Origin of the sequence: Pseudomonas fluorescens (genome assembly GCF_041354075.1) — a bacterium.
In the GTDB taxonomy this organism is placed as follows: domain Bacteria; phylum Pseudomonadota; class Gammaproteobacteria; order Pseudomonadales; family Pseudomonadaceae; genus Aquipseudomonas; species Aquipseudomonas fluorescens_CE.
Genome location: NZ_JARZGC010000011.1, coordinates 148,576 through 162,851, shown reverse-complemented (window position 1 = coordinate 162,851; position 14,276 = coordinate 148,576). Strand labels below are relative to the sequence as shown.

The following is a 14,276-nucleotide window of genomic DNA, read 5'->3' as shown; positions in this document are numbered from 1 at the left end:
GTAAAAGCAGCCGCCAAACCAGCAGCCAAACCTGCGGCTAAACCCGCAGCCAGAACTGCTGCCGCTAAACCTGCTGCTGCCAAGCCTGCCGTCGCCAAACCGGCCACCACCGCCACGCCTGCTGCTGCCAAACCGGCTGCCGCCGCGAAGCCCGCTGCCGCCAAGCCAGCCGCCAAGCCAGCGGCTGCGAAACCAGCCACCAAACCTGCTGCTGCCAAGCCAGCGGCGAAGCCTGTTGCTGCCAAACCCGCTGCTGCGAAACCAGCCGCCAAGCCAGCCGCAAAACCAGCCGTGAAAAAACCGGCCGCTGCTGCCAAGCCGACCCCGGCACCTGCTGCCAAGCCAGCGACCTCTGCACCTGCTGCCTCGGTTGCTCCTGCACCCGCAGCCTCGACCTCGACCACCACCCCGGCGCCAACGCCAGCGGCAGTGTCGAGCACCGGCACCACCCCAACCAGCGCTTCCTAAGCGCCGGTTACCGCGACGCGCAGCAGATGCAGCGCGTCGCGGTGCAGGTGTGCGGCATTCGCCGCCACACCGTCCAGCCAGGCCGAAAGGTCGCCCGCTTCATCCTGCGGCCAATGCTGTGTCGCTCGCTCCAGCCGCGACAGCAGCAGACGTTCAGCCTCCAGCTCCAGCGCCTTCACTTGCTCGCGTAACGCATTCAATTCCGGATCATCGCTCGCGATGACTTTCCATTGCGTGCGCAAGGTCCGCAGCGGTTGAACAACGTCCACATCCCAGGGGGCGGTCACACGGCGAAGTTGTTGCAGGCGCTGTTCGTCAAAGACGGTTCCCCGTGTGCCCAGCCACAACCCGCACAACAGCAGGCAGACATTCACCCCGGCCGACTGCAGGTCCAGGCACGCGGCTTCAACGCCGGGTCGGGCGTAAGTTGTCAGGGAAAAGCTCCACAGGTCAGAGGACATAGTGCTACTCGCGCCAGTTGCGAGCGAAGCTGGTAGACTCCGCCGCCATTATGATTCGACTTCAGAACCTGACTTTACAGCGTGGCCCGCAACGTCTGCTAGAAGACGCCGAGCTGACCCTGCACGCCGGCCAGAAAGCCGGCCTCATCGGTGCCAATGGCGCCGGCAAATCGAGCCTGTTCGCCCTGCTTCGGGGTGAGCTGCACCCGGACTCGGGCGATTGCTTTCTGCCGGCCGACTGGCGTATCGCCCACATGCGCCAGGAGGTCGACACGCTCGAGCGCCTCGCGGTCGACTATGTGCTCGATGGCGACCTGCGCCTGCGCCAGGTGCAACGCGACCTGGCGGCCGCCGAGGCCGCCCATGACGGTGCCGCCCAGGCACGCCTGCACGCCGAACTCGACAGCGCCGACGGATACACCGCCGATGCGCGTGCCCGCAAATTGCTGGCGGGTCTGGGGTTCACCAACGAGCAGATGGATCGTCAGGTCGGCGACTTTTCCGGTGGCTGGCGGATGCGCCTGAACCTGGCGCAGGCGTTGATGTGTCCTTCGGACCTGCTGTTGCTCGACGAACCGACCAACCACTTGGACCTCGATGCCATCATCTGGCTCGAGGAGTGGCTCAAAAGCTACCCCGGCACCCTGTTGCTGATTTCCCACGACCGGGACTTCCTCGATGCGGTCGTCGATCACGTGGCCCACGTCGACCAGCGCAAGATCACCCTGTATCGCGGTGGCTACAGCGCCTTCGAACGCGCCCGCGCCGAGCGTCTGGCCCAGCAGCAGCAGGCCTACGAGAAGCAGCAGGCGCAACGTGCGCACATGGAAAGCTATATCGCCCGCTTCAAGGCCCAGGCCACCAAGGCCCGTCAGGCCCAGAGCCGGATCAAGGCGCTGGAGCGGATGGAAGAGTTGTCCGCCGCCCACGTCGATTCGCCGTTCGATTTCGTGTTCCGCGAGTCGACGAAAATCTCCAGCCCCTTGATCGACCTGTCCGATGCCCGTTTGGGCTACGGCGACAAGGCCGTGCTGGAGAAGGTCAAGTTGCAGCTGACCCCGGGCGCGCGCATCGGCTTGCTTGGCCCCAACGGCGCCGGCAAATCGACCCTGATCAAGAACCTGGCCGGTGAGTTGTCGCCGTTGGCCGGTCGACTGACCCGTGGCGAGAACACCGTGGTCGGCTATTTCGCCCAGCATCAGCTCGACTCCCTGGATTCCAAGGCCAGCCCGCTGCTGCACTTGCAGCGCCTGGCACCGACCGAGCGTGAGCAGACCCTGCGCGACTTCCTCGGCGGTTTCGACTTCCGGGGTGCGCGGATCGACGAACCGGTACTGAATTTCTCCGGTGGTGAAAAGGCGCGTCTGGCCCTGGCGTTGATCGCCTGGGAGCGTCCGAACCTGTTGCTGCTCGACGAACCGACCAACCACCTGGACCTGGAAATGCGCCTGGCGCTGACCATGGCCTTGCAGGAATTCAGTGGTGCGGTGCTGGTGGTTTCCCACGATCGCCATCTGCTCAAAAGCACGACCGATAATTTCTACCTGGTGGCGGACGGCAAGGTCGAGGAGTTTGACGGCGACCTGGAGGACTATGCCCGCTGGCTGGTCGACTTCCGCCAGCGCAACGCCCCGGTCAGCAATACGCCGGCCAACCCGGACAAGACCGACAAGAAAGCTCAGCGCCAGGCCGCTGCCGCGTTGCGCCAGCAACTGGCGCCGCACAAGCGCGAAGCGGAAAAGCTGGAGACCGAACTCGGCAAGCTGCACGAGAAGCTGGCGAAGGTCGATGCCAGCCTCGGCGACAGCGACATTTACGAACCGACGCGCAAGAACGACTTGCGCGACCTGTTGGCTGAGCAAGCGAAGCTGAAGGTGCGCGAAGCCGAGCTGGAAGAGGCCTGGATGCAAGCTTTGGAACTGCTCGAAAGCATGCAGGCGGAGCTGGAGGCGCTGTCCTGATGGAAGCGTTTACCCTGCCGGTGCCGCCTGCCTGGGTCCAGCCGATCTGGTTCGTGGTGCAAATACTGCTGATCCTCCTGGCCGGTTATCTTGCCCAGCGCTTCGTCGCCAAATGCCTGAACCGCCTGGGCGAGCGTTATCCGCTGCCCCCGCAGTTGCTCATGCCGCTGCGCGGTGGCCTGCGCTGGTTGATCATGGGCAGTGCGCTGCTGTTCGTGCTGGAACGCCTTGGCGTCTCGGCGACGGTGCTCTGGACCGCACTGTCCGGGTTCGTCGCGGTGGCGGCGGTGGCGTTTTTCGCCATGTGGAGCGTGTTGTCGAACCTGCTCTGCGCGATCCTGATCTTCACCGTCGGGCCGTTCCGTATCGGTGACATCGTCGAGCTGGTGGACACCACCGACAAGCCGGGCGTCAAAGGCCGGGTGGTGGCGATCAATCTGCTGTACACCACGTTGATCGAGGCTGAGGACCTGGGAAGCGGCAGCGCCATGGTGCAGGTGCCCAACAGCCTGTTCTTCCAGCGATCGGTTCGGCGCTGGGTGTAGATGGATTTCTTCCCTCTGTGGGGGCGAGCTTGCTCGCGATGGAGGTCCAGGCACCGCTGGGTGTCAGGCAGCCAGCGTCATCGTTGACGACCATCGCGACGGTTCGACGCCTCGACAAGCTCGCTCCTACAGGGGATTTGCGGTGCATGTAAAAACCGGTTCCGGTCGGTGTTTTGACGATGGGGTTTGAAACATCCCGCAAAAAATCGATGGTCATCGGCCCAAAGCCGCATTAGCTTAGACTTCTGTCACGAGTCTGAGTCGAGGTGTGCAATGGAGCTTCAAACATGGCTGGCGTTTCTGGCCGCCTGCTGGGTGATCAGCCTGTCGCCCGGTGCCGGCGCCATTGCGTCGATGTCCAGCGGTCTGCAATACGGTTTCTGGCGCGGTTACTGGAACGCCTTGGGTCTGCAATTGGGCCTGGCGGTGCAGATCGCGATCGTCGGTGCCGGCGTTGGCGCGATTCTGACGGCCTCGGCCACGGCGTTTTACGCGATCAAGTGGTTCGGCGTGGCGTATCTGGTTTACCTGGCGATCAAGCAATGGCGAGCGCTGCCCAGTGACATGAGCGACGACGCTGCGGTGCGCCAGATCGGCAAGCCCATGGCCTTGGTGTTCCGTGGCTTTCTGGTGAACATCAGCAACCCGAAGGCCCTGGTGTTCATGCTGGCGGTGCTGCCGCAGTTCATCGACCCCCATGCGCCGCTGCTGGTCCAGTACCTGGTCATCGGCGTCACCATGATCTGCGTCGACCTGATCGTCATGGCCGGCTACACCGGCCTGGCGTCGAAAGTGCTGCGCCTGCTGCGTACGCCCAAACAGCAGAAGCGCATGAACCGCACGTTTGCCGGCCTGTTCATCGGCGCTGCGGCGTTCATGGCGACCTTGCGCAAAGCGGCGGTGTAAACCGTTCAGGCACAAAAAAGGCGACCCGTTCGGGTCGCCTTTTTCGTTTTCACGGCTCAGTGCAGAATCACTGGCGCCGTATCCCTTGGCAGGTTGTTACGCTGCGGGGCTTGCCCGGGCTGCTCGTAGCCACCGCCGCCGAGCTGTTGGCTCAACTGCGACGCCACGTCTTCGCCCAGCGCCTTGGACACCTCACGCACCACGCGAGGACGGTTCAGCGAGACGCGCACATCCCGATGATTCACCAGCTTGGTGTCCTGGCCTTCGCCCATCGCCGTGAACGCCGAGGTGATCTCGAAGGTGCGGGTGTTGATCAGGCTGAAATCCGCCACCAGGGTCAACGCCAGGATCGCCGAGTAGCTGTCGGTGTTGGCCAGCTCGGTCACGTCCCTGGTGAAGTCGATGTCCGACACGGTGCCGAACAGCACATAGTCGGCGCCCTTGAAGTTGCCGGCCTTGATCCGCTTGATCACGTCATACACATCGCCCTTGGACGAGGCGGTGTAGGGCGTGCCCTGCACCAGTTGGAACCGTCCGGTGCGCAGGATCTCGCCCTTGATGTCGCCGGTGAATTTACGCAGTTCACCCTGTTCGATGTAGCTGCTGGTCGCTTCGATTTCGTTGTAGCTCGAAGAACCGCTGGCGCTGTAACGGTTGGCCTGGAAGTTGTTCTGTGCCGAAACGATGTGGATGTACTGCTCCACACGTTCCTGGTACGCCAGGTCCGTCACCGCGACTTTCGGCGCCGCCTGTACGCTGAACGCGCAAGCCAGGGCCATCATGCCGATCCATGCGCGCATTGATTAACGCTCCGTGGTCTTGCGAATCTCTTTTTCGTCCATCCATTCGGCCAGACCGCTTTCAACGTCGATCAATTGCAGGCTGAATTTGTAGAAGACGTCCTTGTAGTCGCTGCTGCGCTTGACGATCGAGCTGATCGAGCCTTCAAGGCGATATTTGGCAGCGATCATGTTGCCGGTCTTGGCGACGGTGTTTTTCTTGTACAGGCCGCTCTGGTTTTGCAGCTTGAGCTGGTCAACCTGGCTCTGCATCTGGGTGTTGTCGCTGGCGAAACGGGCGGTGCCGGACTTCATCAGCTGAGTCTTGATGCTGGTGGTGATCTCGCGGGTATCGATGTACTCGCTGGTCTTGTTCTTCACGTCGTAGACCTGCACCACAGGGCGGCCCTGCAGAATGCCGGACTGGGCGAGGGAGCGGGTCATGGATTCGGCGATCATCTGCAGGTCGGTCGAGCCGAACTCGTTGGTCACGGTTTCCACGGCCTTGGTGTCACCGTAGCTGATGTTCTTGCTGCCCAGGGTCGGCGAAGTGTTGGCGCAACCGCTGGCCAGGAGGGCGATGACGGCGATGAACGAAAAGCGTGCAAACATGGGAGTGCTCTCTGAAAAATGGGGTTAAGGCGTTTTGATTTCCAGGCGGAAATCCACGGCTTTGGGCGTGGGCGCGATGGCCTGAATGAAGCTGGTCTGTTCGCCGTACATCAACTGGCTTTTCCAGGTCTCTTCTTCGCCAATCGGGAAGCCTTCAGGGCCGAGCCAGGCAAAGCGGTAGTAGAAGGTCTTGTTGCTGTAGCTGGTGTTGCTCAGCTGCACATTGACCGTCATGAAGCCGTTTTCCCGGGCGACGCGCATGGCGCCCACCACGATGTTCTTCAGCTTGCCCATGGCCACGACTTTGCTGGCGGCGCTGCCGGGCTCCGGTGGCGGGGGTGTGGCGCATCCGGCCAGCAAGGCCAGGGCGACGACAGCGATGAGTTTGAAGCGCATGCAAAGACTCCGTTCTTAAGGTTGTTTGAGGGTGGCGACCGCCGTCGGGCTGGCGCTCGGCACGACGTGAGCCGCCACGCCGCTGGCGAACATCTGGTTACCCACGGCGCGCAGGCTGATGACCTGATAACGCTGATCGACGGTGATCTTGACCACCGAGCCACCGACCGCACTCGGCAGGGTGACCTGATGCTCGCCTTTCTTCAGGCGCACGCGGACCACCTGGGTGTTGTCCGGCAGGGTGCGCCAGGTACGGGTATCGGCACCTTCGAGCACGGCTGAAGTGATACCGACCGCCAGGCCCGCGAGCGGGTTGGTTTCGTTGATCTTCTTCTGCGCGATGCCACGGGTCACGGCGCGCACGGTGGTGCGTACGATGATGCCCGGCATGTCGTCACGCAGGGCGCGGCGGGACATGGCGGTGGTGCTGTTGAGCAGTGTCAGGTTGAGTTGCTGGCCGTTCACGCCGATCTGTGCGGGCGTGAGGGTGGAGGTGTCGGGCTTGATGATCGGGAACGACAGCGGGGTGATCACCACGTTGCCGCTGATCGGCAAGGGCAGGGGCACGCGGATCGAGTCCCGGGCCGGCGCCAGGCCGCTTTGCAGGACGATCAGGACGTCGCTGTCTTCATCCTTGGCACTTTTCTTGTCGAGGTCCTTCAGGGCCTGTTCCAGCAGCGGGGTGTTCGGGCGCAGTTCGGCAGCCTTGCGATAGCCCGGCGCGGCCAGGTCCCTTTCGCCCAGGGCTTCGTAGACGAACCCGGCCAGGTAGTGGCTGAACGCACTCTGGTAGCTGTTTTTCAGGCCGACCACTTCTGGCGCGTCGAGGCTGGCGACCGGGTAACCCTGCAGGTCCTTGTACTCGGTCTTGATGCCTTCTTTCTCGGCTTCTTCTTCGCTCTTGAGGTATTCCTTGTCGCGCAGGTCGGCGATCACCGCTTCGCGTTCGTGGGTTTTCTTGATCGCGGTGCGCGCGCCGTCGAAGTCGTTCACGGCCAGCAGGTTCAGGGCCATTTGCGTGGTCAGCATGACCTTTTCGTAGTCATAACCCTCGTAACGACGGACCTTGTCGTTGACCAGGAAGCTGCCGAACTGAGCGAGGTATTTGCCGGTATCGAGCTTGACCGCGTCCTCCCACTGGCCCACCACGACGTCGGCGCTGCCCCAGGCGTTCTGGCTGCCGGACAGGTCGCCCTTGGCGCGCAGCAGTTCACCTTTCTCGAAGTAGTAGAGCAGGTCCTTGTCTTCGCCGGTGTTGTTCTTTTCCAGCAGGGTCAGTGCGGCATCGACGTTGCCGGAAGCCAGTTGCTGGTTGGTTTGCGCGAGTTCGGAATCGTAATTGCGAAACACCGAACAGCCGGAGAGCAAAGTGACAGCGCCGAGCGCGATCAAGGTAAGGGCGCGGGAGGCCATGGATACTTCTTCCCTGAATGTAGCAGCCGTGGTTGCCGGTCTGGCTGTTGAGACCTATCGGCGCAGACTGGCGTCCTGCCAATTCCCCCTGAAGCGGGGAGCTTGAATGGCCTGTCGATCAATAACAGGCGCGGCATTATAGACAGGGATGATGGCTTCGTAATGGCTTTTTAATCCCTATTTTCCACAAGGTGCCATCATCTGGTGCTCCATGGGCGCCCTGTTCGTGCCTGCGCGTTTCACGACAAAGCTTGAGTGAAAGTCTTTCGAAGTGAACAATGTGTTACTTCGTATTTCCAATTGAGATTCATTCATGACTCCCCCGTCCCGTTTCCTGGCCTGGCTGGCGATGCCGCTGGTTGCCTTGTGCAGTTTCAATCTGCTGGCCGATACCGTGGAAGGTGCGCCGCAGGCCCTGCATCTGCTCGATTACATTGGCGCGGATTACCCGCAGTCGGTCGAGGCGGGTCACGTTATCAACGAATCCGAATACCGCGAACAACTGGAATTTGCCAAGGTGTTGCAGGGGCTGGTCGCGGCGATGCCGGACAAGCCGGAGAAGGCCGGGCTCGAGCAGGGCGTCAGCGCACTGCACGCCGCCATTGCCGCACGTCAGGACGGTGCCGAGATCGCGCGGCAGGCCAGGCAGCTCGGGGCGAAGCTGGCGGTCACCTATGAAGTGAGCCAGGCGCCGATCATCACGCCGGACCCGACCCGTGGCGCGCCGCTGTATGCCCAGCATTGCTCGGTCTGCCATGGCGATACCGGTGCCGGCGATGGCCCGGCCGGGGTCGGCCTGACGCCGCCGCCGGCCAATCTGCGTGATGCCGCGCGACTGGATCGGCTGAGCCTGTACGCCATCTACAACACCCTGGGGATGGGCGTCGAAGGCACCGACATGCCGGCTTTCGCCGATCAACTGGACGACCGTCAGCGCTGGGACCTGGCGACCTACATCGCCAGTTTCAACGCCGATACGGCGACCGCAGCCGGCGAAAAAACCTACGACATCGCCGAACTGGCCCGTCAGACACCGGCTGAAGTGCTGGCCGCCGAAGGCCCGCAAGCCGCAGCGAGCTTCCGTGCCCAGCGTGCGCAGCCGTCACAGGTCAAGCGTGGCCCCGGACAGTTGCTCGACTACACCGCCACCACCCTGGACAAGAGCCTCGCCGCCTACCGCGCGGGTGATCACGATCAGGCGTACGACCTGTCCGTAGCGGCGTACCTGGAAGGTTTCGAGCTGGTCGAAAGCTCACTGGACAACGTCGACGCCACCGTGCGCAAGGACACTGAAAAATCCCTGATGGCTTACCGGCAATCCTTGCAGGACGGCTTGCCGTTGACCGAGGTTCAGCAGCGCCTGGACGCGGCCAAAGACAAGCTGAAGGCGTCCGCCGGTCTGCTGGGCAGCGACGGTCTGAGCTGGTCGTTGAGCTACATCTCCGGCTTGTTGATTTTGCTGCGCGAAGGCCTGGAAGCGATCCTGGTACTGGCGGCGATCCTCGCATTCCTGCGCAATACCGGGCAGCAATCGGCAGTGCGCAGCGTCAACGTCGGCTGGGGCCTGGCGCTGCTGGCCGGTCTGGCGACCTGGGCACTGGCGGCCTACGTGATCGACGTCAGCGGCTCGCAACGGGAACTGCTGGAAGGGGCGACGGCGCTGTTTGCGGCGGTGATGGTGCTCTGGCTCGGCGTGTGGATGCACGACCGTCGCCACGCGGCCGCCTGGCAGGATTACATCAAGAGCAGCCTGGTGGGCGGTGGCGGACGTTTCGGCTTTGCGACCCTGGCGTTTTTCTCGGTGTATCGCGAGCTGTTCGAAGTGATTCTCTTCTACGAGACCCTGTGGCTGCAGGCCGGGCCGGCGGGGCACAATGCGGTGCTGGCCGGTGGTGCGACGGCGCTGGTGCTGCTGGTGGGCCTGGCGTGGGTGATCCTGCGTGGTTCGGCGAAGCTGCCGTTGTCGTTGTTCTTCAGCATCAACGCCGCGTTGCTGTGCGCGCTGTCGGTGGTGTTTGCCGGGCATGGCGTGAAGGCGTTGCAGGAGGCCGGGATCTTCGGCACACGACCCGTGCCGTTCTTCGAGTTCGACTGGCTGGGCATCCACGCCGATGCCTATTCGCTGAGTGCCCAGGCGGTGGCGATCATTGCGATCGTCCTGCTGTATGGGCGCAGCTGGCTGGCGGAGAAACGGCGGGTGCAGGTTTCCTGACCGGCATCGCTGCGCTCATCGGCGCGGGCAAATCGAAGCGTTCGACGGAGGAAAAGAATCATGCGCGTATGGATCGATGCCGATGCCTGCCCCCGGCCGGCCCGGGACCTGGTGGTGAAATTCGCCCTGAAGCGCCAGTTCGAGGTGGTGATGGTGGCGGGGCAGCCGCAGATCAAGCCTGCCCTGGCGCTGGTGAAACTGATCGTGGTGCCCAGTGGCCCGGACGCCGCAGACGACTATCTGGTGGAGCACGCTGTGCCCGGCGAGTTGGTGATCTGCAGCGATGTGCCACTGGCCGACCGGCTGGTGAAAAAAGGCGTGTCGGCGCTGGACCCGCGAGGCAAAGAGTTCGACGCACAGAACATGGGCGACCGACTGGCGGTGCGCAACCTGTTCACCGATTTGCGTGAGCAGGGGCAGATGAGCGGCGGCCCAGCGCCCTACGGAGATCGCGAGAAGCAGGCGTTTGCCAATGCGCTGGATCGGATTCTGACCCGCCTCTCTCGCGAATCCTGAACACTGCGTTTACGGTGGGAGCGAGCCTGCTCGCGATCGGGGCGTGTCAGTCGATACAAAAATCGTCTGATTCACCGTTATCGCGAGCAGGGACTGGGCGTCCCCCTCGCTCCTACAGTAATCCGTGTCAGGCGTCGTTTTCGTGGGTCAATTCGAGCACGCGGTCGATCAGTTTGTTGATGCCTGAAGCCGCCTCGCTGATCGATTGCGCCAGCATGTAGGCCGGCGTGGTCACCAGCTTTCGCGCCTTGTCCTCGATGATGTCGGTCACCGCGCAATCGGTATGCGTAGCGCCCATCTTGTTCATGGCCGCAGCGGTATCGGCATCATTGCCGATGGTGCAGGCGACGCCGGGGCCGTAGATCTTCGCCGCCAGGGCCGGCGAAATGCAGATCAGTCCAACCGGTTTGCCGGCTTCGGCGAAGGCTTCGGCCAGCGCCAGGACTTCAGGCTGAACCGTGCAGCCGGCGCCCTCGATGGCGAAGTTCGACAGATTCTTGGCCACGCCGAAGCCACCCGGCACGATCAGCGCATCAAATTCCTCGACGTCGGCCTCGCGGATGTCCTTGACGTTGCCCCGGGCGATTCGCGCCGATTCCACCAGGACGTTGCGCGATTCGGGCATCTCTTCACCGGTCAGGTGGTTGAGCACATGCAACTGCGCAATGTTCGGGGCGAAACACTGGACTTGAGCGCCGCGCTGGTCCAGGCGCAGCAGGGTGATCACGCTTTCCTGAACCTCGGCGCCGTCGTATACGCCGCAACCGGAAAGGATCACTGCAACTTTTTTGCTCATGGGCTTTTCTCCTGATTCATGGCGTTAAATGTCCACTAATTTGTCACTCGTTGCCATAGGGTTAATTCGCAGCTACACCTAGGATCTGTCCCAAAGATTCCGATCAGGGCGCGTCATGGACTTCATTCTGTATGCGGTGCCGTTCTTCTTCGTGCTGATTGCCATCGAGTTGCTGGCCGACCGCTGGCGCGGGGTGAGCAATTATCGGGTGGCCGACGCCATCAACAGCATCAGCACCGGCGTCCTGTCCACCACCACCGGGCTGTTGACCAAGGGCGTGGGGCTGTTGACCTATGCGTTCGCCCTCAAGCACCTGGCCCTGTTCGAACTGTCGGCGGAGCGCGCCTGGGTCTGGGTGTTTGCCTTTGTGCTCTACGATTTTTGCTATTACTGGCTGCATCGCCTGGGCCACGAGCGCAACATCCTCTGGGCGGCGCACTCGGTGCATCACCAAAGTGAGGACTACAACCTCTCCACGGCGCTGCGCCAGACCAGCACCGGCTTTCTGCTGAGCTGGATCTTCTACCTGCCGATGGCGGTACTCGGCGTGCCGCTGCTGGTGTTCGTCAGCGTTGCGGCGCTGAACCTGCTGTATCAGTTCTGGGTGCATACGCGGCATATTCCCAAGCTTGGCTGGTTCGAGTGGTTTTTCGTCACGCCTTCCAATCATCGTGCTCACCATGCGCAGAACGCTCTCTACATGGATCGCAACTACGGCGGTGTGTTCATTATTTGGGACCGGCTGTTTGGCTCGTTCCAGGAGGAGGACGACAACGAACCGGTGATTTTCGGCGTGACCACGCCGTTGCAGAGCTGGAATCCGCTGTGGGCCAATGCGCAGTTCTATGTGCAGCTGTGGCAGGACGCGCGCCGCGCGCAAAACCCTTGGGACAAGCTGCGGATCTGGTTCATGCGTACCGGATGGCGACCGGCCGACGTGGCGGCGAAGTACCCGATGAGCAAGCCGGACTTGAGCCAGTTTCGCAAGTTCGAGGTGCCGCTGGGCGCCCCCCAGCAGATCTACATCCTGTTGCAGTTCTGCGTGTACATCGCGCTGGGCAGCTATCTGATGAATTTCGAGCCACAGCTGTCGACGGCGGCGCTGGTGCTTGGCTGGGGCGCGGTGGCACTGGGGTTGTTCACGCTGGGCGTGGCCCTGGAGAATCGCCCTTGGGCGTTGAAGCTGGAAGGGCTGCGGCTGGCGTCGAACGTGCCGCTGGTCTGGCTCGCACCCGTCGTCGGACTGTGGCCGGGCGGTGTGGCGGCTGGCGCCGTGGGCTGGATCGGCCTGCTGAGTTACAGTCTGCTCAGCGCCATCGGGCTCTACTGCTGCAGAAACCGCTTCACTCGCCTGGCGTCTTGACCTCGGCGACCTTGGCCTGCTCGGCCTTCAGGGCCTGCTCCTCGGCGTAGACCTTCCTGGCCAGGCGCGCATTCTTGAAGCGGCGGCGCAGCCACAGGCCCAGGCCCAGCACCAGCAAGGCGCCAAGCACCCACAATTCGTACTTCTTGATGCTGCCGAGCATGCCTTCGAGTACCGCACCGAAGTGATAGGCGGCAGCGGCCAGCGCGGTCGCCCAGATCGCCGCGCCAATCCCGTTGAGCAGCAGGTAGCGACCTGGCGGATAGCCGGAAAGGCCGATCGCCACGGGCATGACCGTGCGCAGGCCGTAGACGAAGCGGAAGCTCAATACCCAGATGTCGGGGTGCTTGCGGATGTGTTCCAGCGCCCGGTCGCCCATCATCTGCCAGCGCGGCCTGCGGGCCAGGATTCGACGCCCGTGCTTGCGCCCCATGAAGTACCACAGCTGATCGCCGGCATAACTGCCGAAGAACGCCACGACCACCACAAAGTTGATGTCCATGTATCCACGGAACGCGAGGAAGCCTGCGAGCACCAGGATGGTTTCGCCTTCGAAGAATGTGCCGATAAACAGCGCAAAGTAGCCGAAGTCATGCAGAAATTGTTGGAGCATTGTCTGGGTGCTGGCGAAATGAACGCGCAGCCTACCCCTTCGGACACATTCATGAAAGTGTCCAAATGTGTCTCGACGTGAACAATTCCTACAAGGACAATGGAATGTGACTACATGTCGCAGGGATGCACATAACTGTAATGAGGCGGTCATAATGGCCGCTTATAACTGTCACGCTCGCCCGTCAGCGCGGGCTCAGGAGTCTGCCGTGAGCTTTACCCCCGCCAATCGCTTGTTTCCAGCCACCCGTCTGCGTCGTAACCGTCGTGATGATTTTTCGCGCCGCCTGGTTCGTGAAAATGTCCTGACCACCAACGACCTGATTTTGCCGGTTTTCGTGCTGGACGGTGAAAACCGTCGCGAAGCGGTGGCCTCGATGCCAGGTGTGGAGCGCCTGACCATCGACCTGTTGCTGGAAGAGGCGGCCAAGTGGGTGGAACTGGGCATTCCGGCTGTGGCGCTGTTTCCGGTCACGCCGTCCGAATTCAAATCCCTGGACGCGGCCGAGGCCTGGAACCCTGAAGGCATCGCGCAACGCGCCACCCGCGCCTTGCGTGCTCAGTTCCCCGAGCTGGGGGTGATCACCGATGTGGCGCTGGACCCGTTCACCACCCATGGCCAGGACGGCATCCTGGACGAAGAAGGCTATGTGCAGAACGACATCACGGTCGACGCACTGGTCAGGCAGGCCCTGTCCCACGCCGAAGCCGGCGCGCAGGTGGTGGCGCCCTCGGACATGATGGATGGTCGTATCCAGGCGATCCGCGAAGCCCTCGAAGTGGCCGGGCACGTCAACGTGCGGATCATGGCCTACTCGGCGAAGTACGCCAGCGCCTATTACGGGCCGTTCCGCGATGCGGTGGGGTCGGCGCTGAACCTGGGCAAGGCCAACAAGGCCTCCTATCAGATGGACCCGGCCAACGGCAATGAAGCCCTGCACGAAGTGGCGGCGGACTTGTCGGAAGGCGCGGACATGGTCATGGTCAAGCCAGGCATGCCCTACCTGGACATCCTTTGCCGGGTCAAAGAAGAATTCAAAGTGCCGACCTTCGTTTATCAGGTCAGCGGTGAATACGCGATGCACATGGCGGCGATCCAGAACGGCTGGTTGAGCGAAGGGGTGATTCTCGAATCCCTGACCGCTTTCAAACGTGCAGGAGCCGATGGCATCCTGACGTACTTTGCCGTTCGTGCTGCTCAATTGCTACGAGAGCAACCATAGCCCTCCCAGGAAC

At 62.5% G+C, this 14,276-nt stretch carries 15 protein-coding genes; 8 read left to right on the top strand and 7 right to left on the bottom strand.

The window, feature by feature from the left end; translation table 11 throughout:
- A partial coding sequence (locus QIW53_RS16705; RefSeq protein WP_371050691.1) for a hypothetical protein occupies positions 1 to 468 on the top strand: 468 nt, incomplete at its 5' end.
- On the opposite strand, the gene QIW53_RS16700 is transcribed toward QIW53_RS16705, so the two are convergent.
- Positions 465 to 929: a TIGR02444 family protein gene (locus QIW53_RS16700; RefSeq protein ID WP_371050690.1), complete on the bottom strand. Its 465-nt coding sequence runs from the start codon at positions 927 to 929 to the stop codon at positions 465 to 467. The two genes, QIW53_RS16705 and QIW53_RS16700, sit on opposite strands and share 4 nt — an antisense overlap.
- Positions 930 to 979: 50 nt before the next feature.
- On the opposite strand from QIW53_RS16700, the gene QIW53_RS16695 reads away from it, so the two are divergent.
- From QIW53_RS16695 to rhtB, 3 genes are all read left to right on the top strand, one after another.
- Positions 980 to 2,890: an ATP-binding cassette domain-containing protein gene (locus tag QIW53_RS16695; RefSeq protein WP_371050689.1), complete on the top strand. Its 1,911-nt coding sequence runs from the start codon at positions 980 to 982 to the stop codon at positions 2,888 to 2,890.
- Positions 2,890 to 3,435 carry a mechanosensitive ion channel domain-containing protein gene (locus QIW53_RS16690; RefSeq protein ID WP_371050687.1) on the top strand — a complete coding sequence of 182 codons (546 nt, stop codon included), beginning with the start codon at positions 2,890 to 2,892 and terminating at the stop codon, positions 3,433 to 3,435. The genes QIW53_RS16695 and QIW53_RS16690 overlap by 1 nt, the downstream gene beginning before the upstream one ends.
- A 273-nt stretch (positions 3,436 to 3,708) precedes the next feature.
- Positions 3,709 to 4,341: a homoserine/homoserine lactone efflux protein gene (rhtB, locus tag QIW53_RS16685; protein ID WP_371050686.1), complete on the top strand. Its 633-nt coding sequence runs from the start codon at positions 3,709 to 3,711 to the stop codon at positions 4,339 to 4,341.
- 56 nt (positions 4,342 to 4,397) lie between these two features.
- Here rhtB and QIW53_RS16680 read toward each other — a convergent pair whose 3' ends face one another.
- The 4 genes from QIW53_RS16680 to QIW53_RS16665 are packed head-to-tail and all read right to left on the bottom strand — an operon-like array spanning position 4,398 to position 7,541.
- The gene (locus tag QIW53_RS16680) at positions 4,398 to 5,141 is read right to left on the bottom strand and encodes a penicillin-binding protein activator LpoB (RefSeq protein ID WP_371050685.1); all 744 of its coding nucleotides are present in this window, start codon (positions 5,139 to 5,141) and stop codon (positions 4,398 to 4,400) included.
- 3 nt (positions 5,142 to 5,144) lie between these two features.
- Entirely contained in the window at positions 5,145 to 5,732 is a 588-nt protein-coding gene (lpoB, locus tag QIW53_RS16675) for a penicillin-binding protein activator LpoB (RefSeq protein WP_368556016.1), read from the bottom strand.
- A gap of 24 nt (positions 5,733 to 5,756) precedes the next feature.
- Positions 5,757 to 6,128: a YcfL family protein gene (locus QIW53_RS16670; RefSeq protein ID WP_371050683.1), complete on the bottom strand. Its 372-nt coding sequence runs from the start codon at positions 6,126 to 6,128 to the stop codon at positions 5,757 to 5,759.
- A gap of 15 nt (positions 6,129 to 6,143) precedes the next feature.
- Positions 6,144 to 7,541 (bottom strand): COG3014 family protein, encoded by a 1,398-nt coding sequence (locus QIW53_RS16665; protein WP_371050681.1) that lies wholly within the window; start codon positions 7,539 to 7,541, stop codon positions 6,144 to 6,146.
- 313 nt (positions 7,542 to 7,854) lie between these two features.
- Between QIW53_RS16665 and QIW53_RS16660 the strand changes: the two genes are divergently transcribed.
- Positions 7,855 to 9,753, top strand: coding sequence for an FTR1 family protein (locus tag QIW53_RS16660; protein WP_371050680.1), 1,899 nt, complete (start codon positions 7,855 to 7,857; stop codon positions 9,751 to 9,753).
- Positions 9,754 to 9,813: 60 nt separating this feature from the next.
- Complete coding sequence (locus tag QIW53_RS16655) at positions 9,814 to 10,269, top strand: YaiI/YqxD family protein (protein WP_371050679.1); 456 nt, start codon at positions 9,814 to 9,816, stop codon at positions 10,267 to 10,269.
- A 127-nt stretch (positions 10,270 to 10,396) separates the two neighbouring features.
- On the opposite strand, the gene elbB is transcribed toward QIW53_RS16655, so the two are convergent.
- A complete protein-coding gene (gene elbB, locus QIW53_RS16650) occupies positions 10,397 to 11,065 on the bottom strand; it encodes an isoprenoid biosynthesis glyoxalase ElbB (RefSeq protein ID WP_371050678.1) in 669 nt (222 codons plus the stop codon).
- 115 nt (positions 11,066 to 11,180) lie between these two features.
- Here elbB and QIW53_RS16645 point away from each other — a divergent pair, with 115 nt between their 5' ends.
- Positions 11,181 to 12,428: a sterol desaturase family protein gene (locus QIW53_RS16645; protein ID WP_371050677.1), complete on the top strand. Its 1,248-nt coding sequence runs from the start codon at positions 11,181 to 11,183 to the stop codon at positions 12,426 to 12,428.
- Here the strand turns inward: QIW53_RS16645 and QIW53_RS16640 are convergent.
- Positions 12,409 to 13,041: a DedA family protein gene (locus QIW53_RS16640; protein ID WP_371050676.1), complete on the bottom strand. Its 633-nt coding sequence runs from the start codon at positions 13,039 to 13,041 to the stop codon at positions 12,409 to 12,411. The two genes, QIW53_RS16645 and QIW53_RS16640, sit on opposite strands and share 20 nt — an antisense overlap.
- A gap of 208 nt (positions 13,042 to 13,249) precedes the next feature.
- On the opposite strand from QIW53_RS16640, the gene hemB reads away from it, so the two are divergent.
- Positions 13,250 to 14,263 carry a porphobilinogen synthase gene (gene hemB / locus QIW53_RS16635; RefSeq protein ID WP_371050675.1) on the top strand — a complete coding sequence of 338 codons (1,014 nt, stop codon included), beginning with the start codon at positions 13,250 to 13,252 and terminating at the stop codon, positions 14,261 to 14,263.
- Positions 14,264 to 14,276 lie beyond the last annotated feature (13 nt).